Annotated in this window: 24 protein-coding genes; 14 read left to right on the top strand and 10 right to left on the bottom strand. The window is 38.6% G+C overall.

Annotated features, from left to right (window positions below):
- Positions 1-437 precede the first annotated feature (437 nt).
- Entirely contained in the window at positions 438-1,346 is a 909-nt protein-coding gene (locus B9T25_RS10400; protein ID WP_086188353.1) for an NAD(+) kinase, read from the top strand.
- 3 nt (positions 1,347-1,349) lie between these two features.
- Positions 1,350-1,616: a YeaC family protein gene (locus B9T25_RS10395; RefSeq protein WP_086188352.1), complete on the top strand. Its 267-nt coding sequence runs from the start codon at positions 1,350-1,352 to the stop codon at positions 1,614-1,616.
- Positions 1,617-1,868: 252 nt separating this feature from the next.
- On the opposite strand, the gene B9T25_RS10390 is transcribed toward B9T25_RS10395, so the two are convergent.
- On the bottom strand, positions 1,869-2,870 hold the full coding sequence (locus B9T25_RS10390) for a glycosyl transferase family protein (protein WP_086188351.1): 1,002 nt from the start codon (positions 2,868-2,870) through the stop codon (positions 1,869-1,871).
- 432 nt (positions 2,871-3,302) lie between these two features.
- On the opposite strand from B9T25_RS10390, the gene B9T25_RS10385 reads away from it, so the two are divergent.
- Together B9T25_RS10385 and B9T25_RS10380 are read left to right on the top strand one after the other, a co-directional pair.
- Positions 3,303-4,649, top strand: a complete 1,347-nt coding sequence (locus B9T25_RS10385) for a dicarboxylate/amino acid:cation symporter (RefSeq protein WP_086188464.1) — start codon at positions 3,303-3,305, stop codon at positions 4,647-4,649.
- A gap of 148 nt (positions 4,650-4,797) precedes the next feature.
- Entirely contained in the window at positions 4,798-5,940 is a 1,143-nt protein-coding gene (locus B9T25_RS10380) for an acyl-CoA dehydrogenase family protein (protein ID WP_086188350.1), read from the top strand.
- 46 nt (positions 5,941-5,986) lie between these two features.
- Here the strand turns inward: B9T25_RS10380 and B9T25_RS10375 are convergent, their stop codons facing one another.
- The 3 genes from B9T25_RS10375 to B9T25_RS14785 form a co-directional block, all read right to left on the bottom strand.
- On the bottom strand, positions 5,987-6,505 hold the full coding sequence (locus B9T25_RS10375; protein WP_086188349.1) for a type 1 glutamine amidotransferase domain-containing protein: 519 nt from the start codon (positions 6,503-6,505) through the stop codon (positions 5,987-5,989).
- Positions 6,506-6,663: 158 nt separating this feature from the next.
- The gene (locus B9T25_RS14790; RefSeq protein WP_265733493.1) at positions 6,664-7,539 is read right to left on the bottom strand and encodes an AMP-binding protein; all 876 of its coding nucleotides are present in this window, start codon (positions 7,537-7,539) and stop codon (positions 6,664-6,666) included.
- A 52-nt stretch (positions 7,540-7,591) separates the two neighbouring features.
- Complete coding sequence (locus B9T25_RS14785) at positions 7,592-8,350, bottom strand: AMP-binding protein (RefSeq protein ID WP_265733492.1); 759 nt, start codon at positions 8,348-8,350, stop codon at positions 7,592-7,594.
- A 455-nt stretch (positions 8,351-8,805) separates the two neighbouring features.
- Here B9T25_RS14785 and pheA point away from each other — a divergent pair, with 455 nt between their 5' ends.
- The 3 genes from pheA to B9T25_RS10355 all read left to right on the top strand — a co-directional run bounded on the left by pheA (position 8,806) and on the right by B9T25_RS10355 (position 12,675).
- The gene (gene pheA, locus B9T25_RS10365; protein WP_086188348.1) at positions 8,806-9,915 is read left to right on the top strand and encodes a prephenate dehydratase; all 1,110 of its coding nucleotides are present in this window, start codon (positions 8,806-8,808) and stop codon (positions 9,913-9,915) included.
- Between the two features lie 20 nt (positions 9,916-9,935).
- Positions 9,936-12,182 carry a bifunctional prephenate dehydrogenase/3-phosphoshikimate 1-carboxyvinyltransferase gene (locus B9T25_RS10360; RefSeq protein ID WP_086188347.1) on the top strand — a complete coding sequence of 749 codons (2,247 nt, stop codon included), beginning with the start codon at positions 9,936-9,938 and terminating at the stop codon, positions 12,180-12,182.
- Between the two features lie 109 nt (positions 12,183-12,291).
- Entirely contained in the window at positions 12,292-12,675 is a 384-nt protein-coding gene (locus tag B9T25_RS10355; RefSeq protein ID WP_086188346.1) for a hypothetical protein, read from the top strand.
- A 155-nt stretch (positions 12,676-12,830) separates the two neighbouring features.
- On the opposite strand, the gene B9T25_RS10350 is transcribed toward B9T25_RS10355, so the two are convergent.
- Positions 12,831-13,271, bottom strand: a complete 441-nt coding sequence (locus tag B9T25_RS10350; RefSeq protein ID WP_086188345.1) for a DUF2147 domain-containing protein — start codon at positions 13,269-13,271, stop codon at positions 12,831-12,833.
- A 360-nt stretch (positions 13,272-13,631) separates the two neighbouring features.
- Positions 13,632-14,267 (bottom strand): alpha/beta hydrolase, encoded by a 636-nt coding sequence (locus B9T25_RS10345; RefSeq protein ID WP_086188344.1) that lies wholly within the window; start codon positions 14,265-14,267, stop codon positions 13,632-13,634.
- 124 nt (positions 14,268-14,391) lie between these two features.
- Between B9T25_RS10345 and yaaA the strand changes: the two genes are divergently transcribed.
- From yaaA to B9T25_RS10320, 5 genes are all read left to right on the top strand, one after another.
- The gene (yaaA, locus tag B9T25_RS10340) at positions 14,392-15,171 is read left to right on the top strand and encodes a peroxide stress protein YaaA (protein WP_086188343.1); all 780 of its coding nucleotides are present in this window, start codon (positions 14,392-14,394) and stop codon (positions 15,169-15,171) included.
- 293 nt (positions 15,172-15,464) lie between these two features.
- Positions 15,465-15,695: a hypothetical protein gene (locus B9T25_RS10335; protein WP_086188342.1), complete on the top strand. Its 231-nt coding sequence runs from the start codon at positions 15,465-15,467 to the stop codon at positions 15,693-15,695.
- A 375-nt stretch (positions 15,696-16,070) separates the two neighbouring features.
- Positions 16,071-17,393: an NCS2 family permease gene (locus B9T25_RS10330; RefSeq protein ID WP_086188341.1), complete on the top strand. Its 1,323-nt coding sequence runs from the start codon at positions 16,071-16,073 to the stop codon at positions 17,391-17,393.
- Between the two features lie 108 nt (positions 17,394-17,501).
- Positions 17,502-18,503 carry an adenosine deaminase gene (locus B9T25_RS10325; protein WP_086188340.1) on the top strand — a complete coding sequence of 334 codons (1,002 nt, stop codon included), beginning with the start codon at positions 17,502-17,504 and terminating at the stop codon, positions 18,501-18,503.
- Positions 18,504-18,586: 83 nt separating this feature from the next.
- The gene (locus B9T25_RS10320; protein WP_086188339.1) at positions 18,587-18,949 is read left to right on the top strand and encodes a hypothetical protein; all 363 of its coding nucleotides are present in this window, start codon (positions 18,587-18,589) and stop codon (positions 18,947-18,949) included.
- A 69-nt stretch (positions 18,950-19,018) separates the two neighbouring features.
- On the opposite strand, the gene B9T25_RS10315 is transcribed toward B9T25_RS10320, so the two are convergent.
- Positions 19,019-19,573 carry a cytochrome b gene (locus B9T25_RS10315; protein ID WP_086188338.1) on the bottom strand — a complete coding sequence of 185 codons (555 nt, stop codon included), beginning with the start codon at positions 19,571-19,573 and terminating at the stop codon, positions 19,019-19,021.
- A 223-nt stretch (positions 19,574-19,796) separates the two neighbouring features.
- Between B9T25_RS10315 and B9T25_RS10310 the strand changes: the two genes are divergently transcribed.
- Together B9T25_RS10310 and rnhB are read left to right on the top strand one after the other, a co-directional pair.
- The gene (locus tag B9T25_RS10310) at positions 19,797-20,171 is read left to right on the top strand and encodes a hypothetical protein (protein ID WP_086188337.1); all 375 of its coding nucleotides are present in this window, start codon (positions 19,797-19,799) and stop codon (positions 20,169-20,171) included.
- Positions 20,172-20,560: 389 nt separating this feature from the next.
- Positions 20,561-21,139, top strand: a complete 579-nt coding sequence (rnhB, locus tag B9T25_RS10305) for a ribonuclease HII (RefSeq protein ID WP_086188336.1) — start codon at positions 20,561-20,563, stop codon at positions 21,137-21,139.
- A gap of 59 nt (positions 21,140-21,198) precedes the next feature.
- On the opposite strand, the gene csrA is transcribed toward rnhB, so the two are convergent.
- The 3 genes from csrA to alaS form a co-directional block, all read right to left on the bottom strand.
- The gene (csrA, locus tag B9T25_RS10300; RefSeq protein WP_004648598.1) at positions 21,199-21,462 is read right to left on the bottom strand and encodes a carbon storage regulator CsrA; all 264 of its coding nucleotides are present in this window, start codon (positions 21,460-21,462) and stop codon (positions 21,199-21,201) included.
- A gap of 247 nt (positions 21,463-21,709) precedes the next feature.
- A complete protein-coding gene (locus B9T25_RS10295) occupies positions 21,710-22,990 on the bottom strand; it encodes an aspartate kinase (RefSeq protein WP_086188335.1) in 1,281 nt (426 codons plus the stop codon).
- Positions 22,991-23,056: 66 nt separating this feature from the next.
- A complete protein-coding gene (gene alaS, locus B9T25_RS10290) occupies positions 23,057-25,750 on the bottom strand; it encodes an alanine--tRNA ligase (protein WP_171262760.1) in 2,694 nt (897 codons plus the stop codon).
- Positions 25,751-26,019: the final 269 nt, after the last annotated feature.

Genomic DNA, 26,019 nt, shown 5'->3' with positions numbered 1-26,019 from the left:
ATAAGATCCAAATAAATTATGCTAATGATGCGAAGCTTTTCAGTTTTTTGCAATAATTAATCTGTGAATGACGACAAAATATAATGCTGAAAAAGTAAGTTTATAGGTAATGAGTTATTGATTTTATAAAAGATGTTATTTTACAAATTAGCTTGTCTTTTAATATATTGGATTGGTTGTAATTGCTTTTGCCCAAAGTGAGGTATTACGAATGATGACATAGCTAAGAGTTGATTGATAAACGTGATGTGTATCATGAAAATCTAATATTGTTATAGCTTATATAAAGTTAGCTTTAGGTATAGCTATGCGCTAAGAAAATGGTTTATTTTAGATTGATAAATTTATATAGCCTGTGCGTTCAAAGTTTAAAGTTTTTTAAAATGAATAGCGTTAATGCTATGATATGCAGGAATCGTAGCGGAGCGATGACTTAGGTGCAAATTTCACATAAAAATTTTCGGAACATTGGATTAATAGGGCGTCCGGATAAATCCTCCGTCGTTGAAACTTTAAGTCTCATTCATGACCATATTTTACGTTTAGGGCTTCATCCTGTTTTTGATTCAGAAACAGCAGCATTGGTTCCTTATGGTCGTAATACGCAAACAGTGAGCCGTAGTTTACTGGGCGAAGTGGTTGATTTGGTGATTGTGGTCGGTGGTGATGGTTCTTTACTCCATGCTGCACGTGCTTTGGTAAAACATAATACGCCAGTCATTGGCATAAACCGGGGTCGTTTGGGCTTTTTAACCGATATTAAGCCGACTGAGGTTATTTTTAAACTTGATCAAGTACTTAAAGGTGAATTTCAGTTAGACCGCCGTTTTTTATTGGAAATGGAAATCCGTTCTAAAGGTGAAAATATTTATGATGCGATTGCCTTGAATGATGTGGTTTTACATTCAGGTCGGTCGGTTCATATGATTGATTTCGAATTGAATATTGACGGTCAATATGTTTATCGCCAGCATAGTGATGGTTTAATTGTTTCTACACCAACGGGTTCTACAGCATATGCTTTATCTGGTGGTGGGCCGATTGTTCATCCAAGTATGGATGCCATTTCTTTAGTGCCTATGCATCCGCATACGTTGTCTTCACGTCCTATTGTGGTCGGTGGGCATAGTGAAATTAAGATTATGATTCGCGAAAATCGTGTGTTACCCATGGTCAGTGCCGATGGTCAACATAGTGTTTCGCTGAGTGTTGGTGATAGTTTACATATTCGTAAACATCCATTTAAATTGAATTTACTTCACCCACCAGGATATGACTTTTATATGGCATGTCGTACCAAACTTGGTTGGAATCAAGATTTTGACTCTTTACAACAGCAGGATTAACTGATGAATATTGAACAAATGCTGGCTATACTCGATCCTGAAATTGTTTCGCGTTTAAAAACAGCAGTAGAAATTGGTAAATGGCCAAATGGTATTGCTTTAACCACAGAACAGCGTCAAATTTGCATGCAAGCTGTTATTGCGTGGGAAGCTCAAAATTTACCTGAAAAAGAACGTAGTGGTTATATTGATAAAGCTCATAAAGAGGAAGGGGATGAATGTGATTCACATGTTCCTGAACCTGAATTTCAACCAATTCGTTTTGTTTAATGATAAGTTGTTTTAGTCGCTTAACCTTAAATTGAAGTTGTAATTATGGCTACACGTAAAAGCCATTCGCAACTGTTCGAGGCAGGACGATATTAATATCGTCCTGTTTTTGCGAGAGAGATGACACTTGGTGGTATTTGCCGAGTTTTGCGAATGGAAAATTTTTTGGTTACTTTTTTAAAAGTAACACAACGAGCTCCAGATATTTGCTAATAACAGGTAAGACTCCGCAGAGCCTGATCTTTTAGCCTATTAAACAACTTTTCGGCTTTGCCAAAGTTCTTTGGCTTTTGACATTGCTTCATCATAAGAGTCACAAACTCCCATGGTATATAACGCAATGCCTATGGTTTCGGGAACTGCAATTTCAGCATATTCATGACGTTGCTTGCCTTCCCAAACTGCTTTAAACACTGCTAAATCCAGCTCTTCCTCAATGGGACTACGGTTTGTGGTCAATTTTGGTAATTCGTGTTCGTACATCTCACCATCTTTAATGCCACAAATTAAAGTTTTAGCATCAGGGTTGCGTTCAAATTCGCCACCTTCACCTTTAATGACAGCACTATTTTTATAACCTAATTTAAAAGCCGTTTGCTGGTGCGAACTACGATAAGCTGGGTGGAAAATCGCTTGCATGGTTGCTTTTGCATTAAATGGATTAATTAGGCGAGCTAAAGTATGAATTGGAGAACGCAAGCCCATGACATTGCGTAGTGCAATTAAATCACTCAAGATTGGTGAAATAACTTCTAGAGGAATATAGGCAAAATTGGTTTGTTGTAATTGTTGTTCCACATCGGTGTCATTTTGGCAAATAGCATAACCGAGATATTCTAATACCTGTTCGGTATATAGACGGTTAATGGTATGCCCAGATGCACCATGCATGACCACCTTATAGCTATTTTGGGCAAGAGTGAGTGCAGCCAATAAAAACCAAGGATAGTGTTTTCGCTTACCTGCATAAGATGACCAATCTAAATCCACATCTAAATGTTTAAAATTAAGTTGATCACGTGTTGCTTGTACAAATCCTGTCAGCTCATCTACAGATTCTTCTTTAACACGTAGTAGCATTAAGAAAGCACCGAGCTGAACATCTAAAACTTCACCTTTCAAGATCATACTAAAAGCTTGGTAAGCTTCATCAAAACTGAGCGATCGCGCACCATTTTTCCCTTTACCGACAATACGAACAAATTGTGCAAAGGGATGTTCAAAATCTTTGTAGAGGTTTCTTTTATTGTTCATGCGTGCGTACCAGAGTATTTCGTATGAAAATGAATGTCCACACTATGACATAAAAATAAAATGAAGAAAAAAATAATATCTATATTAGACTAATGTCTGAATGGATTTTGTGTGAAAAACAATCGAAAAGGATGCGCATTAACAATTTTTTGATCTAAATTCAAGTACACTTTCCTCTTATAGAATTTATTTAAATTTTCATGATCTCCTTAGTCTAATTTTTTGCACTTAATATATTTCTCTTACATATTATTTGTGAAATAGACTATTTCATTTGTGAATCTTTTTTTGTTTTCATCTTAAGTCGAGTTTTTCACAAGAACTCATTGTCTTTTTGCACCTTGTAAAAAGATTTAGGGTTGTATATTCGTAAGAATAGGCAAGAGAAAATTGATATTTCTGCGTGCGGAAATATATGAAGAAGTTATGATTATGGCTAAAAAACCTTTATATAAATCACTTTATTTTCAAGTGATTATTGCCATTATTGCGGGCGTGTTAATAGGTCACTTTTTCCCAAGTGGTACACAGCTAGTCAATGGTGTTGAAAAACATGTGCCTGGTTTAGGCGAGCAATTAAAACCGTTGGGTGATGGATTTATTCGCCTAATCAAAATGATTATTGCACCTGTAATTTTCTGTACTGTGGTTAGTGGTATCGCTGGCATGGAAAGCATGAAGTCTGTGGGTAAAACAGGTGGTATTGCTTTACTTTATTTTGAAATCGTATCTACGATTGCCTTACTTGTCGGTTTACTTGTAATTAATATTGCAAAACCGGGTGTGGGCATGAATATTGATCCTGCATCTTTGGATATATCTGGTATTTCTAAATATGTAGAATCAGGTCAATCACAATCAACGCTTGATTTCTTTATGAATATCATTCCGAATACCGTTGTAGGTGCATTTGCTGAAGGTGAAATTCTTCAAGTCTTACTGTTCGCTCTTCTGTTCGGTTTTGCGCTGCATAAACTGGGTGATGCTGGTAAACCTGTATTAAAATTTATCGATCAAATTTCCCATGTTTTCTTTAATATCGTAAATATGATAATGAAGTTGGCACCAATCGGCGCATTTGGTGCGATGGCATTTACCATTGGTAAATATGGTATTGGTAGTCTTGCGCAATTAGCGCAATTGATTATCTGCTTCTACATCACATGTTTACTGTTTATTTTTATTGTATTAGGCACAATCGCTCGGGTTTGTGGTTTTAATATTTTGAAAATGATTCGGATGATTCGTGAAGAACTTCTTATTGTCTTGGGCACTTCATCTTCGGAATCAGTGCTTCCGCGGATGTTGAAGAAGCTTGAAATTGCGGGTTGTGAAAAATCAGTTGTTGGTTTGGTTATTCCTACAGGTTATTCATTTAACCTAGATGGTACATCTATTTATCTTACGATGGCTGCCATTTTTATTGCGCAGGCGACCAATACACCTTTGGATATTGAGCATCAAATTACCCTTTTGGTGGTGTTGTTAATCTCCTCTAAAGGTGCTGCTGGTGTAACAGGTTCAGGTTTTATTGTCATGGCGGCAACGCTATCGGCGGTAGGGCATATTCCAGTGGCAGGCTTGGCATTGATTTTGGGTATTGACCGTTTCATGTCAGAAGCACGTGCGTTAACCAATCTTGTGGGTAACTCATTGGCAACGATTGTTGTGGCGAAATGGGTCGGACAATTGGATGAAAAGCAATTAGATTATGCTTTAGCCAATCCAGAAGAAGTGGACCGCTTAATGTCAGAAGAAAACAACCAAACCCATGCATAATCAGCATGAGTGAAAAAAGGAAGCTTCGGCTTCCTTTTTTATTGACCATAAAAGTCATAAAAATGACAGGAATGGGACATGACAGCCGGCGATAAAATCACTAGCATGGCAGGGAGTTGAAAACTAAAACTGAAAATAAGGATGATATATGCTGGCTTATGATGCTGATCTAGAACTGTTTCGCGATAATTTTAAACGCTTTATGAGTGAGCATATTGCACCTCATTATGAGCAATGGGAACATGAAGGCATTATGCCGCGTTCTGTTTGGAGCTTATTGGGGGTAAATGGTTTCTTATGTGTTGATGTACCTGAAGAATATGGTGGCTATGGCGTTCCGATTGATTATTCACTCATGTTGGTGGAAGAGTCAGCTCGTGCAGGGTTTAGCGCATTATCAACGGGTATTTCATGTCATTCTGAAATTGCAGCACCGTATATTTTGCATATTGGCACAGAACAACAAAAACAATATTGGTTGCCAAAGATGGTTGCTGGTGACGTCGTCGGTGCAATTGGCATGACTGAACCGGGTGCTGGTTCAGACTTACAAGCCATGCGAACGAATGCGATTTTACAGGGCGATCACTATCTTTTAAATGGTTCAAAAACCTTTATTTCAAATGGTCAGCATGCCGACTTGGTGGTGTTGGCGGTGAAAACCGATCCTCAAGCACGAGCAAAAGGCGTGTCTTTAATGTTGTTGGATACTCATTTAGAAGGTTTTAAAAAGGGAACTAATCTGAATAAAATAGGGTTACATTCACAAGACACTTCAGAATTGTTCTTCGATAATATTAAAGTGCCTAAAGATCAACTATTGGGTCAGGCAGGGCAAGGTTTTGCTTATTTAATGCAAGAATTACCACGGGAACGTACTGCTATTGCCTCTACAGCTATTGGTGCTATTCGTGGTTCAATTGATGTCACAGTTGCTTATGTAAAAGAGCGCCAAGCATTTGGTCAACCGATTAGTCAATTTCAAAATACACGATTTGTTTTGGCTCAAGCAAAAATAGATGAACAAGCGACAGCAGCTTTTTATAATCAAAATGTCGAATTGTATATGCAAGGTAAATTAGATGTTGAAACTGCCGCAGCATTAAAAAGCTTTAGTACTGATATGCAAATGAAAATTGCCGATAACTTGTTACAGCTTTTTGGTGGTTATGGCTATATGAGTGAATATCCAATTTCACGTTTCTTTGTCGATGCGCGTATTCAACGTATTTACGGTGGCACCAATGAAATTATGAAAGAAATAGTGGCACGTAGTATTTTAGGGCGCTAATAGCTGGTTGTTTATGTTTAAACAAAAAGAGCCGAAAGGCTCTTTTTTACTGACTCAATACGATTAAACTTTCTTTAATAAAGGCTGGTAAATCGTCAGGAGAACGAGAAGAAATATACAGATTATTATCATTTACTACACCAACATCATAATATACAGCACCAGCATTAATCAGATCTGTTGCGATGGTTTTAATGGTCGTCATTAACCGACCTTTGACTACTTTGGCAGCAATTAGAAGTTGGGGACCGTGACAAATACTCATAATCGGTTTTTGGGCATTGGCAAAATTACGGACAAAATCGACAAAACGATGATCAAGACACAATTGATTTGGAGAATGTCCTCCGGGAATAAGTAGGGCATCAAAATCATGCACAGAAACACTGTCTATACTGTGATCGATGGTGACCGCAGATTTGCGCTTTTTACCATAGACAATGTTACCTGCTCTATTTTCAATATTTAAAATACTATGACGTGCAGCTCGAAAGGCTTGTACTGGTTCCGAGTATTCAATATCTTCAAAGTCATGGGTCACTAAAACGGCGATTCTTTTTGACATTATTATTCTCCGAATTGCTTTATTAGATGAATATAGAGGAATCATTAAATTTTTGTGATGGATTTTGGTAAATGACTCTTGTAAAAGAAAAAGCCCCAAAGATAAGGCTCTGGGGCTGAATCCGATATTGTAATGAATTGAAAATAATCAGAATATTTTTAACTTTTCATTTGGCGAAGTTCAGCACGTAAAATTTTTCCGACAGTTGATTTTGGTAACTCATTCAATATTTCAATCGATTTTGGGACTTTGTACGCAGTTAGGTTGTCTTTGCAATGTTTTAAGATGTCACTGATAGAAAGACTGCTATTACTAGAGGCAATAAATGCTTTAACCGACTCTCCAGTTTGATCATCGGGTACACCAATGACAGCGGCTTCAATGATATCTGGATGTTCAGCTAGAATCGCTTCAATTTCATTGGGGTAAACATTAAAACCTGAAACAATGACCATGTCTTTTTTGCGATCTAAAATATAACAAAAGCCATCTTCATCCACTTTAGCAATATCACCTGTATGTAACCAACCATCGATAAAAGTTTCGGCCGTTTCTGTTGGGCGATTTAAATAGCCTAAGACAATTTGAGGTCCTTTTACACAGAGTTCACCAGCTTCATCTAATGGAACTTCGTGACCTTGGTCATTGATAATTTTAATGTCAGAACCGGGTAATGGAAAACCAACAGAACCCTGACGAATCTCATCAATTGGTGGGTGAAGTAGTGCAGCACAACTGGTTTCTGTCATACCAAAACCTTCAATAATCGTGCCGATTTTAGCTTTCCAATTTTCTGCCGTTGTTGGGCGCAATGCAGTACCGCCAGAAATGGTACAGGTGAGTTTTGGTGGGTTTTCAGTAAACCAACTTTCCGCCAATAAGCCTGCATACAGTGTATCGACCCCAGTTAACCAAGTGACTTTGAATTTTTCAAAAGCAGGTTTTAAATTGCTCACTGGTCGTGGAGAAGGAATCAGTAGATTATGAGAGCCACCTTCAAAGAACATGAGGAAATTTACGCTAAAGGCAAAAATATGGTACAGCGGAATAGCCGTTAAAATACAGTCGTTGTTGTTAAATTCAGATTCATGGGCACGTAAATAATCGCCCGTTATTTTGATGACTGATCACGGCACCTTTACTACGACCCGTTGTTCCACCTGTATATTGATATAGGGCAATATCATGTTGAATAGAGGTGTATTGTTCTAAAGTTTTGCCAATTTCTAAAGCATCTGTAAAGGTCACATAGTCGATGCTTGGTTTGAGTGAGCGACCTTGTGCCTCGGCATCTGCCTGCATTTTTTGTGCAATCATACCGTGATAAGGCTCATCAAAAAACTCACTTAAACTGGCAGTTACGAGTGCCAGTGATTTAAATTGAAGGTTGTTTTGAATTACACGTTCAAAAGTCGCTAAAAATAAGTCTGAAACAATTAATGCTTTTGCCGTACTGTCGCCCAATTGGTACTCAAGTTCACGTGGTGTATACAGTGGATTAATATTGGTAATGATTAATCCAACTTTCCAACAAGCAAATACAGCAATTGGATATTGCAAAGAATTTGGCATTTGTAAACCTACAACATCACCTTTTTTAAGTTTGAGATGATGTTGTAAGTAATTGGCAAATATGGTTGATAAATCATCAACTTCTTGAAAGGTTAAGGTTTTACTTAAGCCTGTAGGCAATACCACGCTAAATGCAGGCGATTGTGAAAATTGAGCCGTGGTATCAGTTAGTAATTCTGCTAAGTTTGCTTTAATTTGATCAGGTTTAAGTTGATAGCCATGTAATGAAAGTGGCAGATTTTTTTCCCATGGGCGCTGTGCGTAATGACTCATTGATTATCCTTAATATACATATTCTAACTTCGTTTTGGTTTTTTATGTCAGTCCAGACATTTGTGTTCAAACATCAAGTAAATGCTTGTTTTTAGCAATGATTAAATCTGCCAATGATCCAAATAAAGAGCAAAAAATAAGGATGGGGAAATATCGATATTAAGTGTTGTAAAATATGATGTTATTTGCAAATCAAGATAAATATATTAAACAAAATGACATAAAGTCGATATTGATCATGCTGAATTAAAAATTTACAGCTGTAGTGTAATTAATGGCAAAGTGGCAAAAGGTTATTAATTTTAAGAATTTATTGCAAAATCATAGACAATAAAATTGTTGATTAAATCAACTGTATGTTTTTAAGGCTGAATCAATCAAAGTCTTATTGCGTAACATTTGAAAGCTAACTATTGTTATACTGTTTACATAATGTTTTGAAGGGCGACATAACAATGATCAACGACGATCAAAACGGAAAGACTTCTCTTGACCTTACTCAGATTCGTGAGGATATTGACTCAGTTGATCAGCAGATTCAACAGCTTATCAACCGTCGAGCGAAACTAGCTGAAGCAGTAGCAAAAGCAAAGTTTGCTTCTGAAGAGAATCCAATGTTTTACCGTCCTGAACGTGAAGCGCAAGTTTTACGTAATGTTATGGAGCGTAATGAGGGGCCATTATCTGATGTGACTATGGCGCGTCTATTCCGCGAAATCATGTCGGCTTGTCTGGCACTTGAAGCACCACAAAGTATTGCATTTTTAGGTCCAGTCGGAACTTATACGCATTCAGCTGTGCTGAAGCACTTTGGTCAGGACGCTATAGTTCGACCACTGCCAACCATTGATGAAGTGTTCCGTGAAGTGGAAGCGGGTAGTGCACATTATGGTTTAGTGCCGGTGGAAAACTCTTCTGAAGGGGTGGTAAACCATACTTTAGATTGTTTTAAATCATCGCATTTAAATGTAATTGGTGAAGTTGAATTGCGTATTCATCACCAATTTTTAGTCTCTGCAAATACCCGTAAAGACAGCATTAAACAAATTTATGCACATCAACAAACTTTGGCGCAATGTCGCAAATGGTTAGATGCACATTATCCTGGTGTAGAGCGTGTGGCTTTAAGTTCAAATGCTGAAGCGGCACGTCGTATTCGTACTGAATGGCATTCGGCAGCCATTGCATCTGATGTTGCTGCGAATATTTATGACCTTGAAATTTTACATGGCAATATTGAAGATAACCCAGAAAATACCACACGTTTCTTGGTGATTGGTCGTGAAAAAGTACCGCAAAGCGGCAATGATAAAACTTCATTACTGATTTCAGCACATGACCGTGCAGGTGCATTGCTTGAAATTCTTGCACCTTTTGCAAAACATCATATTAGTTTAACCAGTATTGAAACGCGTCCTGCTTTACCTGAAAAATGGGCTTATGTGTTCTTTATCGATTTAGAAGGTCATGTGGAGCAGGATAACGTCAAAGCGGCAATTGAGGAAATTCGTCCGTTGGTGAAAGAAGTTCGAGTATTAGGTTCATATCCTATTGCTGTGTTGTAGTCAGGTGATTGGTTTTCGTCATGTCACAAAAATTATTTAAAAAAGTTGCATTTATTGGGCTTGGACTGATTGGTTCAAGTTTGGCACGTGTGATCATTGCTGAGAAATTAGCAGATCAAATCGTGGCATCAACACGTTCGCAGAAAACTTTGGATGATGCGAAAGCGCTCGGTTTAATTGAAGCTGGTTATAGCAATCCTATTGATGCCGTTCAAGGTGCCGATCTTGTTGTTTTAGCCTTACCTGTTCGTGCGACAGAAAAAGTGCTGGAAATGATCAAGCCTTATCTTTCTGCTGCGACCATCATTACCGATGTCGGTAGTACCAAAGGTAATGTTGTTGATGCTGCAAAGGCTGTATATGGTGAAAACTTGCCAGAAGGCTTTGTCCCGGGACATCCGATTGCAGGGGCTGAACACACAGGCGTACATGCCGGTAAGGTTGATTTGTTTGCCAATCATAAAGTGATTTTGACACCTTTACCGACCAGTGCAGACTGGGCGGTGGAAAAACTGATTCAACTGTGGCAAGCCGCTAAAGCTGAAGTGATTTGTATGGATGTCGATAAACACGATGAAGTGTTAGCACATACCAGTCATCTTCCACATCTCATGGCATTTAACTTGGTTGAGCAGCTTGCTAATCGTGAAGATAACTTGGATATATTTCGTTATGCGGCAGGTGGTTTTCGTGACTTCTCACGCATAGCTGCAAGTGATCCGCAAATGTGGCATGACATCTTCTTTGCCAATAAAAAAGCAATTTTAAATGCAGTTGATGGTTTTGAAAAGCAACTCGCAATATTACGTAAACTGATTGAAGATGAAAACTCACAAGCATTAATGGGGGTGTTGGGGCATGCGCAGGCTGCACGACAACACTTCAATCACATGCTCGCCAAAAAACCCTTGATGGAGAAAAATAAAGTGACACAACAATTTACCATTTTGCCAGGTTCTCAGAATTTCCAAGGTAAATTTACTGTGCCTGGTGACAAATCTGTGTCACACCGCTCCATCATGTTTGGTGCGATTGCAGAAGGCACGACCCATGTTACAGGTTTCTTGGAAGGAGAAGATGCACTGGCAACTTTGCAAGCTTTCCGTGATATGGGCGTGAGTATTGAAGGGCCAAAAAATGGTGAAGTCACCATTCATGGTGTCGGTATTAATGGTTTGAAAGCACCTGCAAGTGCCTTGTATATGGGCAATTCGGGTACATCAATGCGTCTACTTTCAGGTATGTTGTCTGCGCAAAAGTTTGATTCTGTAATGACAGGTGATGCATCACTGTCTAAGCGTCCAATGGAACGTATTGCCAAACCTTTACGTGAAATGGGTGCTCAGATTCAAACCACAGGTGAACGTGGTACGCCACCAGTATCTATTACAGGGAATCAAAACCTTCAAGGGATTCATTACGATTTGCCTATGGCATCTGCGCAAGTCAAATCAGGTATTTTATTGGCGGGTCTTTGGGCGAGTGGTGAAACTTCAGTAACAGAACCTGAACCAACGCGTGATCATACAGAACGTATGTTGCGTGCATTCGGTTATGAAGTAAAAACTGAAGGTAACCGCATTTCATTACAAGGTGGCGGTAAGCTCATTGCGACTGAAATTCAGGTGCCATCAGATATTTCATCTGCGGCATTCTTTATGGTGGGGGCAGCCATTACTGAAGGTTCGGATGTAACACTCGAAGCGGTTGGGATTAACCCAACGCGTACGGGTGTGATTGAAATTTTAAAACAAATGGGTGCGGACTTGACCGTTGAAAACGAACGTATTGCAGGTGGTGAACCCATTGCAGACATTCGTATTCGTGGTAGTCGTACGCTTAAAGGCATTCATATGCCTGAAGATCAAGTGCCATTGGCAATTGATGAATTTCCAGCGCTCTTTATTGCTGCAGCATGTGCTGAAGGTCAAACGATTTTAACCGGTGCTGCTGAACTTCGCGTAAAAGAGTCTGATCGTATTCAAGTTATGGCCGATGGTTTAAAAACCATGGGTATTGACTGTACTCCAACGGATGATGGCATCATCATTGAAGGTAAAGGGCAATCAGACGATTGGTCTACAATCTTCACTGGTGGCGAAATTGAATCGCATCATGATCACCGTATTGCGATGAGTTTTAGTATGGCGGGTCTGCGTACTTCAGGCGAAATTAAAATTATTGGTACTGAAACTGTGGCAACCAGTTTTCCTACCTTCACTGAACTTGCCAATCAAGCTGGATTGGCTATTCAAGTCAGTGAATAATTAGTCTGATTTTGTAGATTTGTTAGACAACAGCCAAGCTTTTGCTTGGCTGTTTTGTTTTTATTGCTTATTCTAAAACCATATAACAAGAATGCCTTGGGATGCACAGATGAGAAAATTACAATTTACAGCAAATTGTGAAAAACATAATCATGCTTCGTCGCAGACAAATGATTGTCATGTGACTCAGCAATATGTTGCAGATCTTTTGGCTAAAGAATTGGGTGAATATGGTTTTCAGACCTTGTCACAAAGTGGTGATCATATAGCAGTCAGTGTCGATAATCATTCCTTGCCGCTATCCATTACCTGTCAAAGCCATGATCGGGATGGTCATTTGATCTGTGAAATTACGTCGCATCCAGATGAAGATCAGGACTGGTTAGATCGCATTACAGAGCAGAGCCTGTTGAATCAATTGGCGCAAGCGGTTGAAAATACATTAAAAGAAGATGAAGCTTTTAGTAAGTTTGAATGGAAGGGCTATCTTTAGCCAAAAAGGGTAAGTTTGAAGTTTGGAAGAGCAGATATTGCTGACACCGAAATTTACTATTTCTGAATTTGGAATGATAAGGGGCTATTGACCTTGCAGAAAGGGCTTGAGCTGTGAACAAAGCAATGCTGTGTTCGTAGCTCAAGCCCTGTATTTTATTCCACACGTAGCCAAGTCTGGTTGCGACCTACAGCTGATACCCCCATATATCCGCGAAGAAATAATTTTTTGCCATTTGTGCTGATTCTGCCTTTAAGACGGTAAACTTTTCCTGAAACAGGATCAATAATTTTCCCATCTGTGTAATTAATTTGATCTTTAGTTTGTAATCCAGAAATAACCTGCATACCGATGATTGGCTTGTTGGTATAGGGTGCAGGGCAATTCGTACAAAACTCTTTCGGTATATAGCCAGCACGTGGCGTTGCTTTTAGTGCTGTACCTGCGTATGTGCCATTGGCTTGTTGCTCAATTTTGACTAATCCCTTCGCTTCACCTGTTTTATCGTCCATATAACGCCATGTGCCTACAATATTTTGTGCAATGGCTGAGGAGCTGAACAAAGCGATGCAAATTATCCCAAAAATAGTTTTCATAATATCCCTCTAACTATTAAAAATGTTTCCGAACATCTAAAGCCATACTTGGCTAAGTATTTGATTATATAGTTCTTAGATTCTCAAATGAAGTGCAAAATGATTCATTTTGGAAAGGGGGGATCTATAGCATTTGTTATTTCGTGCAACTCATACAGCGTATGGCAAAGACTAAGCAATGAAAAGACTCATGGCTTAGTGTGATAGTACCTTGCCAAAGGCAGCGATTTTTAACATGACCCTGATCATAGATTGTAAGGATCGCACATAGATTGAACTATCGCTCAAAAAAAGACTCGGATTTAAGAGTCCGAGTCAGGTATTAGCCAAGTAGCTAGGTGTTGTACTTCAAGTGTTAATTTAAGAAGGTGAAATTAGAAAACGAGAAATCGCAATACGCAATTGTTTTAAATAGCCAGTAAAGAAATGGTTTGCATTAGGCAAGATAGTCAATAGGTGACGTTGGGGTTTTGCCCAAGTAATTAAGTCTGACAATAAAGTGACTTCATCACCTTCACCATGAATAAATAAAATATCACCCTTAATTTCGGGGGTAACATAATGACGCAAACCCGCAACAGTGGCAGTTGGTAAGCCACATAAAATCAATTGCTTAGGTTTTATTTCGTCAGGTAGTGCATGATAACTTTTAGCCATCACATGTGCTCCAAAACTAAAGCCGCCAGCATAAAAAGGCAGGCTAATATGTTTGGAACGCATCTGTTTAATTACTTCTAGAGTATCATCCGTTTCACCAAAGCCTTCATCATGCACACCAATGCTTTGACCTGAACCACGGAAGCTAGGACGGTATACAATACAACCGCGCTCAAGAAACATTTGAGCAAGAAGCGTTGGAACTTTATGTTGTGGGGTACCACCTTGCAATGGATGAGGGTGGCATACAACCGCGAATCCTTTCACTTCACCTTGTGGATAATCAACAAAAAGTTCAATTTGACCTGCAGGACCTTGAATGAAAATTTGCTCGGACATATTACAAATGACTAATAACAGGAGAATGGGGTATTTTACCGATAATGTTCAGTAAAAACACAAATTGGAAATAAAATAAGTCTACTGTTATAGTTTGTTTAATTATTTTTTGATCAGGTTGTCCATGCTCGCCTTAATTTCTCCTGCTAAGACTTTAGATTATGAATCTGCACTTCCTACCGATGCACATACTTTACCAAGATTGCTGGAACATTCACAACAACTTATAGACCTAAGTCGTAAACTGTCTGCTACGGATATTGTTAATTTAATGAGCGTGAGCGAAAAAATTGCCAACTTGAATGTAGACCGTTTCAATGATTGGCAATTAGAGTTTAATTTTTCGAATGCACGCCAGGCTTTATTTGCATTTAAAGGTGATGTTTATACAGGTTTAGATGCTTACAATCTAAATGATCAAAAACTTGAATATGCGCAACAACATTTAAGGATGTTATCTGGATTATATGGTGTATTACGACCTTTGGATTTGATGATGCCGTATCGCTTAGAAATGGGCACAAAATTACACAATTCACGTGGTCATAACTTATATGAATTCTGGGGAGATAAAATTACCAATTTAATAAATGATGATTTGGATCAAGCCAATTCAGAATTATTGGTCAATATTGCTTCAGATGAATACTATAAATCCGTCATTGAACGTAAACTTAAAGCTGAAATCATTAAGCCTGTGTTTTTAGATCAAAAAAATGGTAAATATAAAGTCATTAGTTTTTATGCTAAAAAAGCACGCGGCTTGATGGCTCGATATATTATTGAAAATCAATTAAATAAAGTTGAGGACTTAAAATCATTCAATACCGATGGTTATTATTTTGATGCTGATAGTTCACTTCGGGGTGAGTTGGTCTTTAAGCGTGATGAAAAAGTGCTTTAAGTTGGTCTTTTAAAGACAGAAAAATCCTGACATTGCTCAGGATTTTCTCTTCGTGTGGGGTATAAAGTTTATGAATTGCTTGAAAATGATTTCAGCCAAGAATCATGTTTTGAGTGTGTAGAGATGACTAAGGGGGATTTGCTAAATAACCACTTAGTTTGATAATGATAATATAATTATATTGTTAGCTTTAATAAGCGTTAAAATATTTTAAAAAATATGTTGTGTATCATTTTTTTTGTGCTATTATTTATTAATATAATTAAAAGTTTTTAAAATAATAAAATTTTGTTATGAAAAAATTACTCATTCCCATCTTTATTCTTATCGTAGTGCTATTAGGATATTATGTTTATCAGGATGCTGAACGTAAAAAAAAGAATGAAGTTAATCAGTTGATTTATGATGCTCATCAGTCACTAAATGTAATAGATTCTAATCCTAATCTTATTATCCAAAATGCTGAAATTGAAGACGTAACCACAGAGCCTTTAGCTCGGTTTATTGTTCAGTCAAAGAAATAATATGAGATTATGACCTTAGCCGATTAAATTAATATCTTATTGAATTTTAGTTAAAAATAAATTTTAGAAACAATAAAAAATCATTGTGTTATAATTTGCCATGACCATATTTGAATCATATTGTTTATTAAACAAGTATTTGATTTTTTTGAATTAAGTGAGCTGCATAAAAGTTATGCGGCTTTTTTGTTTACAATTTTTGTCATTTGGCTATTTGGGCTGTAATGAGGAATTGTTCAATATACTTATTTTTGAATGGAAATATTGGCATATCCATTGCTTAGACATCTATAAAATTAATGATGATTTGTGTTATGCGGATCATTAATTTTATAGCGTGCTGATAGCATAAAGTTTACTTACAGGGGTGAAGTCATGACGACTCCTAGTCCATCTTCAGAGAATATGCTTGAACGCTTATTTAAGTTGAGCGAAAACAAAACCAATTTTCGCACCGAAGTTCTTGCTGGTGTAACTACTTTCCTAACAATGTGTTACATCATTATTGTTAATCCAATGATTTTATCCGAAACGGGGATGGATCATGGGGCTGTGTTTGTAGCAACTTGTCTTGCAGCCGCAATTGGTTGTTTGGTAATGGGGCTTATTGCAAATTATCCAATTGCATTAGCACCTGGTATGGGGCTAAATGCTTACTTTACTTATTCTGTATGTATGGGTATGGGCGTGCCTTGGCAAACAGCACTTGCAGCTGTGTTTGTATCAGGTTTGGTATTTATTGTCATTAGCATGTTTAAAATTCGAGAGGCAATTGTTAATGCTATCCCAATGTCATTAAAACTGGCAATTGGTGGTGGTATTGGTCTTTTTCTTGCTTTGGTTGCACTAAAAAATGCCGGTATTATTGTTGCTAACCCTGCGACTTTAGTGGGTTTGGGTGATTTAAAACAACCTTCGGTTATTCTTGCATTGCTGGGTTTCTTAATGGTTGTAGTCATGCATCAATTTAAGGTGCGTGGTGCAATTATTATTAGTATTTTGGCAGTTACGGCTATTTCAACCGTATTGGGCTATAACCAATTCCAAGGTTTTATAGGTCAAGTGCCATCCATTGCGCCAACATTTATGCAAATGGATTTTAAAGGTTTATTCACTGCAAGTTTAGTGGGTGTAATCTTTGTTTTCTTCTTGGTCGATTTGTTTGACTCAACGGGAACATTGGTTGGTGTATCGCATCGTGCTGGTTTATTGAAAGATGGTAAATTGCCTCGTTTGAAAAAAGCACTTTTTGCAGACTCAACTGCAATTGTTGCTGGTGCGGCTTTGGGTACATCTTCAACTACACCTTATATTGAATCATCTGCGGGTGTTGCTGCGGGTGGTCGTACAGGTTTAACGGCTGTAGTTGTGGGCATTTTGTTCTTATTGTGCCTCTTTTTAGCGCCACTTGCGCAATCGGTGCCAAGTTTTGCTACAGCGCCTGCATTGTTGTTTGTAGGTGTATTAATGATTCAAGGTATTGTTCATATCGAATGGGATGATATCACTGAAGCCGTTCCTGCCTTTTTAACCATCGTATTTATGCCATTCACATATTCAATTGCAGATGGTATTGCGATGGGTTTCATTAGCTATGCACTAATCAAATTATTCACTGGTAAAGCGAAAACTGTACCTTATATGGTGTGGATCATTGCCGCACTTTGGGCATTAAAATTTGTATTATTTGGTGGTTAATTTTCCAAATTCACAGTACAGCGTGTTGAACTTTTATTTATGAATGTTCAACATGTCTCAGGGTGTAAACTTAAGTTTGCACCTTTTTTTATTTTTAAGGATTAGGGTATGAATAGACTTGAGCTCATCCGTGCTTTGCCAAAAGCAGAATTACATGTACATATTGAAGGGACATTTGAACCCGAGTTAATGTTTGAAATAGCTCAGCGCAATCAAATTGATATTCCTTACAAATCGGTTGAAGAAGTAAAACAGGCTTATAATTTTCATAACCTACAGTCTTTTCTCGATATTTATTATGCGGGTGCGAATGTTTTAGTACTCGAACAAGATTTTTATGATTTAGCATGGGCATATTTTGAAAAATGTCATGCTGATCATGTGACGCACACTGAAATGTTCTTTGATCCACAAACGCATACCGATCGTGGTGTGGCATTTGCAACCGTATTAAATGGTTTACAACGTGCTTGTGATGACGCAAAAGCTAAATTTGGCATTAGCTCACACTTAATCATGTGTTTCTTACGTCATTTAAGTGAAGAAGCAGCATTTAATACTTTAGAGCAAGCGCTACCATTTAAAGATCAAATTATTGCGGTAGGTTTGGATTCGAGTGAAGTGGGGCATCCACCTGCTAAGTTTGAACGTGTTTTTGCTAAAGCCCGTGAAGTAGGTTTCTTGGTAGTGGCACATGCGGGTGAAGAAGGTCCAGCTGAATATGTTTGGCAAGCCTTGGATTTACTAAAAGTAAACCGTATTGACCATGGTGTGCGTTCAGAAGAAGACCCTGAATTGATGCAGCGTTTAATTCGCGAAAAAATGCCTTTAACGGTGTGTCCTTTAAGCAATTTAAAGCTCTGCGTGGTTGATGATATGGCGCAGCACAATATCCGTCGTTTATTGCAAAAAGGTGTGCATGTCACGGTGAATTCAGATGATCCATCTTATTTTGGTGGATACATGAATGATAATTTCATTGCCATTGCTGAAGCTTTAGACTTGTCTAATGACGAACTCAAACACTTGGCTAAAAATTCGTTTGAAGCCTCTTTTATTTCTGAAGCTGAAAAACAAAAGTGGACACAGCAAATTGATGCTTTGGTGTGATTGATCAGATCTTAAATACACTGGTTCATTTAACGGATTAATAGGTTGATCCGTTAAAGTATTAAGGTTAAAAATTAGGTTCTATGGTGAAAAAGAGTCTTTGTTGGATATTGGTTGCTGGTTTGGTGATTGGTTCGATGTCGGTTTTTGCAACTAATCAGAATCATTCTTTAACACAGAAAATGTTGAAGCCTGTATTAGAGCAAGGTTGTAAAAGTGAATTAAATGATTCAAAAATTTGGCAATCGGCTGCATTTTTTATGAGTGCAGAACGCCAAACGGGTTTACAAAAACAAATCTGTGCTTGTGTGAGTGATCATGCACTCAACAACATTTCAGCCAAAGACTTGGCTTTGGCATCAGTCAGTGAATCTGCGAAAAATAGTCTGATTAAACAAGCGGTATTAAATAGTGTTAAAGGGTGTGCTCAAGAAGCACTGAACTAAGTTTGAGCTGTAAAAAAGCCACATTGGTGTATAGCTGATGTGGCTTTTTTTATGTTGGACTTTAATGTCTTATTTATCTTGTCGAGTCATACTACGTAAAATATTATCTTTGTCGATAAAATGATGTTTTAACGCTGCGGTGATATGACCAATGACTAGAAAGCCAGCAAACCAAGATAAATAAATATGGACTGGCTTCACGATCGCTAAAATGTCAGGATCGTCTTGAACCAGACGGGGTATTTCAAATAAATATAAAACAGGTGCGGGGTGTCCAGCACTCCAGCTAAACAAACAACCTGTAATGGGTAATGCCAGCAACATTAAATATAAGGCTAAATGTCCAAGATGTGCTAAGACTTTCATCGTGGGTGACATAGTATCTGGGAGCTGCGGAGCAGGATGGGTATAGCGCCAAAACAGTCGAATTAACACGAGGAATATAATGGTTGTTGCGATGTTTTTATGTAAGCTAATCACTTGACCTTTAAAGCTACCATCAACATCATAACTTAAGAAATTTCCACTATAAAAACCAATCAACCATGCTGCAATGAAAATGATGGCCATCAGCCAATGGAGTATTTGTGCTGTGCGGGTATAGTGTTGTGAAGTACTTTGCATGTTGTACCAACATGTGATTTTTAGTTTAGTTATGCTAATCAAATTACAGTCATTTAAAAACCTTGAATATAGAACAAAGCGTATAATTCTTGCAACGCTGAAAGCGGTATGGTTTTTAACCACATGATGTCGTCATGTGAAATTGCAATGAAATATACATTTCTTCTGTATCCAAGATTCGGCAAAATACGCGCAATCTATTTTATAACCAAGGATATTTCCTGTGAAAAAATTAATTGCTGTACTTGCACCTCTCGCTTTGGCTTTAACTGCTTGTGTTTCAACTAACACAACAACAGGCATGCAATCTACAACTCAGCAACTTGGCAATACTGCACTTAAAATTGCCATTAATGCAAAATGTACAACAGAGTTAAATAATACTGCTGCATGGCAAACTGCAGCGAAATTGATGACAGCAACTCAAAAACAAAATATTCAGTCTGAAATTTGTGGCTGTGTAAGTGAAAAAGCGCCACAAAGCGTAACAGCTGTAGATTTGGCAGCAGCAGCCATTGATCCAGCAGCACGTAACACGATTGTTGTAAATGCTGTTACTAAAACCATTAATGCATGCGTCGCTGAAGCAGTGCAATAATTGTCAATAAAGAAGGGTCTGTTGATATTTCAGCCATGTATTGCGTTATTCGCTAAAATAATGCAAACAAGGCATGAAATGCAGACAATGGCGACCCCCTTGTTAAATTTCATAACGAAGTTTGGGGACATTTTAGTGATAACCCTGAGCAAGACTAAAGCGCTGCTTTGGTCGTAGCGCAAGGCGAAGTACGAGGACAGGGACATTTTTGCCGCTACTGCGTTATGTTTTACTCATTTAGAATACTAAATTTCGCGAAACATGCCCTTTGTAGCGTCTAAACATCTTGCACCGTATACGGCTTATGTCGCAAGCATCTGTGAAATATCAACAGACTCTCATAATGAGGCTGACGTGTTCAGCCTCTTTTTTTCTAGGTAGATGAAGTGATGAAAATTGCTGGTGTAGATGAAGCGGGGCGTGGCCCACTCGTTGGTTCTGTTGTTGCTGCTGCAGTTATTTTAGATCCGAATAACCCAATTGAAGGTTTGAATGATTCTAAAAAACTCTCTGAAAAAAAACGTGAAAAATTATTTGTAGAAATACAAGAAAAAGCATTGGCTTGGGCAATTGCTGAAGCAAGTCATGCAGAAATTGATGAAATTAATATTCTTCAAGCATCATTATTGGCTATGCGTCGTGCTGTGGAAGCTTTAAATATTTCACCTGAGCATGTATTAGTGGACGGAAATAAAGTTCCACAAGGCTTGATGATGAGCTGTGATGCGATCGTTGGCGGGGATGCCTTGCATGCGGAAATTTCAGCTGCCAGTATTTTGGCGAAAGTAACGCGAGATCGCGATATGGTTGAGCTTGATGTGCAATATCCACAGTTTGGATTTGCTAAACACAAAGGTTATCCAACCAAAGCACATTTTGAAGCGATTGCAGAACATGGTGTGATTGATCAACACCGTCGTAGTTACGCACCTGTAAAAAAAGCATTAGCTTTGCTTGAACAAAACTAAGCTTTAGATAAATTTAAAGCGGCTTAGAAAAGCCGCTTTAGGAGAAAAACATTTAATGTTTAACGATTAAAGTTATTCTGGGTATTCTGTGTGAAATTATCTTCTTCAAACGAAGGTTGATAATCTTGATCGAGATGTTGAAGATGTTCGTGCATAGCGCGTTCATGTTGAATACGTTGGTAAATCTCTTCACGGTGAACTGATACTTCTTTTGGAGCATTTACACCAATACGAACTTGATTTCCTTTAACCCCAAGTACAGTTACACTGACTTGGTCCCCAATCATTAATGTTTCTCCGACACGTCTAGTCAGAATCAGCATGTTTATCTCCTTGCAAAATGCTAAACCTGCAATTGATCTAAAATGAAAAAAACACAACCTTAAATATCAAAAGAAAACTTTAACAAAGCAATGTAAGGAACATTACCTAAGATGCAGTTTTGTTAAAATTTTCTTAAAACCTCAGGGTTAATATAACAGAGCCACTGTAAGAAAAACTATAGTGGCTCTGCTTTTTTGTATTGTTTTTAAAAAACTGTCTAACAATGACACTTTTATTGGATATGAATTATGCGCGTACGCTTGATTCACCATGTTCACGGTCTAAACCGAAAGCAGTGTGTAGTGTACGAACTGCAAGTTCTAAATAGTTTTCTTCAATGATCACTGAAATCTTAATTTCAGAAGTCGAAATCATCAAAATATTGATGCCTTCTTCAGCTAGGGCAGTGAACATTTTGCTTGCAACACCAGCATGTGAACGCATGCCTACACCCACGATTGACACTTTAACGATGTCTGAACGGGTTGCAACTTCACGTGCACCAATTTTTTGTGCAGTATTTTCAAGAATAGCTTTGGCTTTGTTTAATTCACCACGGTTTACTGTGAAGGTGAAGTCAGTTGTACCATCTTCTTCAACATTTTGGATAATCATATCCACTTCAATGTTGGCATCACCAATCGGGCATAAAATTTTAGATGCAATACCTGGTTCATCAGGTACACCTAGAATCGTTAATTTTGCTTCGTCACGGTTAAATGCGATACCAGAGATAATTGGCTGTTCCATGTTGTCTTCCAATTCAGTAGTAATAAGAGTGCCGACGTTTTGTTTAAAGTCTTCGTCAAATGCGCCATCATTGTCATTATCAAAGCTTGATAATACACGCAAAGGCACTTGATACTTCCCTGCAAATTCAACTGAACGAATTTGAAGAACTTTAGAACCCAAAGATGCCATTTCAAGCATTTCTTCAAAAGAAATACGATCTATCTTTTTCGCTTTAGGTGCAACACGTGGATCAGTAGTATAGACACCGTCTACGTCTGTATAGATTTGGCATTCATCTGCTTTAAGTGCAGCAGCAATGGCAACACCAGAAGTATCTGAACCACCACGACCCAGAGTAGTGGTGTTACCAAGATCATCAAAACCTTGGAAACCAGCTACAACAAGTACACGTCCTGCATTTAAATTATCAGTTAAAACATCAGTATCGATAGCTCCAATACGAGCCTTGGTGAATGCACTGTCTGTTTTAATGCCAACTTGGCGGCCTGTTAGAGACTTAGCTTCAACCCCAATGGAGTTGAGTGCCATCGCTAACATGGAAATCGTTACCTGTTCCCCTGTAGAGACCATTTGGTCGAGTTCACGTGGATCAGGGGTTTCGGTAATGGCTTTCGCTAAAGCAAGTAGGCGATTGGTTTCGCCACTCATGGCTGAGACAACCACTACAACCTTGTGACCGTGGTCATGCCAACGCTTTACACGACGAGCAACATTTAAAATGCGCTCGGGAGTACCCATTGAGGTACCGCCATATTTTTGAACGATTAATGCCATAGTTGTTCCATAAAAGCCATGATCCTGAATTACCTTTTCAGGATCAGTTACACAAAAAGTGAAGTCTTATTTTGCTTCAAGCCAAGCCGTTAAACCGGCCATCACTGGTGCAAACTTCTCGTTAAGTGGCGCGCCACCTTGTGCCAAGTCAGGTTTACCACCACCTTTACCACCAAGTTCAGTGGCTAAGTGTTTGATAATGTCACCTGCTTTAATGTTTGCAGTGAAGTCTTTTGCTACCGAAGCAAGAAGGCTAACTTTATCGCCTTCAACGCCAGCAAGTACAATCACTGCATTGTCTAATTTAGATTTAACCCCATCATGCAAGTTACGTAGTGATTTCGCATCCATACCTTGCACTGTGGTGATTAAAGTCGAACGACCAGCAATAGTTTGAACTTGGCTTAAAAGTTCTGTTGCTTGGAAGTTCGCTAATTTTTGGTTGAGTTGTTCAATTTGCTTTTGCAATTGATGTGCTGTTTCAACAACTGCTTCAACTTTTTCAACAGTTTGATCTTTTTGCGCTTTCAATAAGCTATTGATATGCAAAATGTCTGCATCTACTTTTTGAGCCGCTTCAATTGCTTTTGTACCAGTAATCGCTTCGATACGACGTATACCTGCCGCAACACCACTTTCAGAAGTAATTTTAAACAGACCGATATCACCAGTACGTTTGACATGAATACCGCCACAGAGTTCGATTGAGAAGTTTTTGTCTTCAATCATTGAACCCATAGAAAGTACACGTACTTCGTCACCATATTTTTCACCGAACAACATCATTGCGCCTTTTTCTTGGGCAGATTCAATGTCTAAAAGTTCAGTAGAAACGGCTGTGTTGGCAATTACTTCACGGTTTACAATACGTTCAACCTGTTGTAGTTGTTCAAATGTCACGGGTTGGTCGTTGGCAAAGTCGAAACGTAAGATATCGCTGGCAACCAATGAACCTTTTTGCTGTACATGAGCACCAAGTACTTGACGAAGGGCTGAATGTAAAAGGTGAGTTGCAGAGTGGTTACGTGCAGTTGCAGCACGAATATCGGCTTTTACAATTGCTTCAACAGACTGAGTTGCTTTTAAGCTACCTACAGTCACAATACCTTGATGGACAAAAGCACCACCAGATTTTTTGGTATCTTGAACTTCAAAAATACCTGTCTCGTTTTTGAACAGGCCAGTATCACCGATTTGACCACCGCTTTCTGCATAGAAAGGCGTTTGGTTTAGTACGATCAGTGCTTCGTCGCCTTCATTCACTTCATCAACTTGCTCGCCATCTTTATAGATCGCGATAATTTGACCTTGACCTTGGGTTGCATCATAACCGTCAAATTGAGTTTCGCCTTCAACATTCACAATGCTGTTGTAGTCGATTGCAAATTTACCCGCATCACGTGCGCGTTGACGTTGTGCAGTCATTTCAACTTCAAAGCCAGCTTCGTCAATCGTTAAATCACGTTCACGTGCAATATCAGCTGTTAAGTCAGCAGGGAAGCCATAAGTATCGTAAAGTTTAAATACAACTGCACCTGGAATGACTGAGCCTTTTAGGTTTGCAAGTTCGCCTTCAAGCAATTTCAAACCTTGCTCAAGTGTTTTAGCGAATTGTTCTTCTTCTTTTAATAATAAAGCTTCAATACGGGCTTGGTTTGCTGCTAGTTCTGGATAAGCAACACCCATCACATCAACAAGTGGTTGAAGCATTTTATAGAAGAATGAACCTGTCGCACCGAGTTTATTGCCATGACGTACTGCACGACGAATAATACGACGTAGCACATAGCCACGACCTTCATTGGATGGATTTACGCCATCAGCAATCAGGAAGCAACATGAACGCGCATGGTCAGCAACCACTTTTAAAGACGCAGGGTAGTCAACAGGTTTGTTGTTTGCCACAGCTTCAGCGTCAATTGCAGTAGTATCAAGCTCAATAATTTGCGCAGCAAATTTAAGCAAGTTTTGGAACAGATCGATTTCATAATTTGAGTTTACATGCTGTAAAACCGCAGAAATACGTTCTAAGCCCATACCTGTATCTACAGAAGGAGCAGGTAATGCATGTAATACGCCATCAGCAGTACGATTGAACTGCATGAATACGTTGTTCCAGATTTCAATGAAACGGTCGCCATCTTCTTCAGGTGTGCCCGGTAAGCCACCCCAGATGTGATCGCCATGATCAAAGAAAATTTCAGAACAAGGGCCACAAGGACCTGTATCACCCATCGCCCAGAAGTTGTCTGATGCGTATTGACCGCCTTTGTTATCACCAATACGGATAATACGGCTGGCATCTAAACCAATTTCTTTGTTCCAGATGTCAAATGCTTCGTCATCGGTGTGGTAAACGGTAGCGTATAATTTATCTTTAGGTAATGCTAACCATTCGTCACCGGTAAGGAATTCCCATGCAAATTTGATCGCATCACGTTTAAAGTAATCGCCAAAAGAAAAGTTGCCTAACATTTCGAAGAAGGTATGGTGACGTGCTGTATAACCGACGTTGTCTAAGTCGTTGTGTTTACCACCGGCACGTACACATTTTTGTGAAGATGTTGCACGAACATAATCACGTTTTTCCAAACCAAGGAAGCAGTCTTTAAACTGGTTCATCCCTGCATTGGTGAACAGTAAAGTCGGGTCGTTGGCGGGTACTAGTGAACTCGACGCGACACGTGTATGCCCTTGCGATTCAAAGTAACGCAAAAATGCTTCACGAATTTCAGCTGATGTCATAAAACGAGTACTCACAACCAAGTCACTCCATATATTTCGTATTGGCGAGTAGCATAACCGAGCAGATCCATTTTTAAGAATAGCTGCCTCAGTACACTGGGTTTAAAATTTTAAAACGCCAAATTATAACGGAAAAAGCTGTATGCACCAATCACTTTAAGGTGAATTAATGACAATTCTATAGAATCGTTGTCCTGAGCTTTTTGATGTAAATCTAAGGGTTAATTGATCTAGAGCCGTTATCGTCAAAATTTAATGCGCAGCTTGGTCAATATTTTTAGCTT

Origin of the sequence: Acinetobacter sp. ANC 4470, from assembly GCF_002135335.1 — a bacterium.
Classification (GTDB): domain Bacteria; phylum Pseudomonadota; class Gammaproteobacteria; order Pseudomonadales; family Moraxellaceae; genus Acinetobacter.
This window is presented reverse-complemented; position numbering and strand designations above follow the sequence as displayed.

Coding starts and splice junctions, on each gene's coding strand:
- B9T25_RS10395 (WP_086188352.1), top strand. CDS start 1,350: ATGAATATTGAACAAATGCTGGCTATACTCGATCCTGAAATTGTTTCG.
- B9T25_RS10390 (WP_086188351.1), bottom strand. CDS start 2,870: ATGAACAATAAAAGAAACCTCTACAAAGATTTTGAACATCCCTTTGCA.
- B9T25_RS10385 (WP_086188464.1), top strand. CDS start 3,303: ATGGCTAAAAAACCTTTATATAAATCACTTTATTTTCAAGTGATTATT.
- B9T25_RS10380 (WP_086188350.1), top strand. CDS start 4,798: ATGCTGGCTTATGATGCTGATCTAGAACTGTTTCGCGATAATTTTAAA.
- B9T25_RS10375 (WP_086188349.1), bottom strand. CDS start 6,505: ATGTCAAAAAGAATCGCCGTTTTAGTGACCCATGACTTTGAAGATATT.
- B9T25_RS14785 (WP_265733492.1), bottom strand. CDS start 8,350: ATGAGTCATTACGCACAGCGCCCATGGGAAAAAAATCTGCCACTTTCA.
- pheA (WP_086188348.1), top strand. CDS start 8,806: ATGATCAACGACGATCAAAACGGAAAGACTTCTCTTGACCTTACTCAG.
- B9T25_RS10360 (WP_086188347.1), top strand. CDS start 9,936: ATGTCACAAAAATTATTTAAAAAAGTTGCATTTATTGGGCTTGGACTG.
- B9T25_RS10355 (WP_086188346.1), top strand. CDS start 12,292: ATGAGAAAATTACAATTTACAGCAAATTGTGAAAAACATAATCATGCT.
- B9T25_RS10350 (WP_086188345.1), bottom strand. CDS start 13,271: ATGAAAACTATTTTTGGGATAATTTGCATCGCTTTGTTCAGCTCCTCA.
- B9T25_RS10345 (WP_086188344.1), bottom strand. CDS start 14,267: ATGTCCGAGCAAATTTTCATTCAAGGTCCTGCAGGTCAAATTGAACTT.
- yaaA (WP_086188343.1), top strand. CDS start 14,392: ATGCTCGCCTTAATTTCTCCTGCTAAGACTTTAGATTATGAATCTGCA.
- B9T25_RS10335 (WP_086188342.1), top strand. CDS start 15,465: ATGAAAAAATTACTCATTCCCATCTTTATTCTTATCGTAGTGCTATTA.
- B9T25_RS10330 (WP_086188341.1), top strand. CDS start 16,071: ATGACGACTCCTAGTCCATCTTCAGAGAATATGCTTGAACGCTTATTT.
- B9T25_RS10325 (WP_086188340.1), top strand. CDS start 17,502: ATGAATAGACTTGAGCTCATCCGTGCTTTGCCAAAAGCAGAATTACAT.
- B9T25_RS10320 (WP_086188339.1), top strand. CDS start 18,587: ATGGTGAAAAAGAGTCTTTGTTGGATATTGGTTGCTGGTTTGGTGATT.
- B9T25_RS10315 (WP_086188338.1), bottom strand. CDS start 19,573: ATGCAAAGTACTTCACAACACTATACCCGCACAGCACAAATACTCCAT.
- rnhB (WP_086188336.1), top strand. CDS start 20,561: ATGAAAATTGCTGGTGTAGATGAAGCGGGGCGTGGCCCACTCGTTGGT.
- csrA (WP_004648598.1), bottom strand. CDS start 21,462: ATGCTGATTCTGACTAGACGTGTCGGAGAAACATTAATGATTGGGGAC.
- B9T25_RS10295 (WP_086188335.1), bottom strand. CDS start 22,990: ATGGCATTAATCGTTCAAAAATATGGCGGTACCTCAATGGGTACTCCC.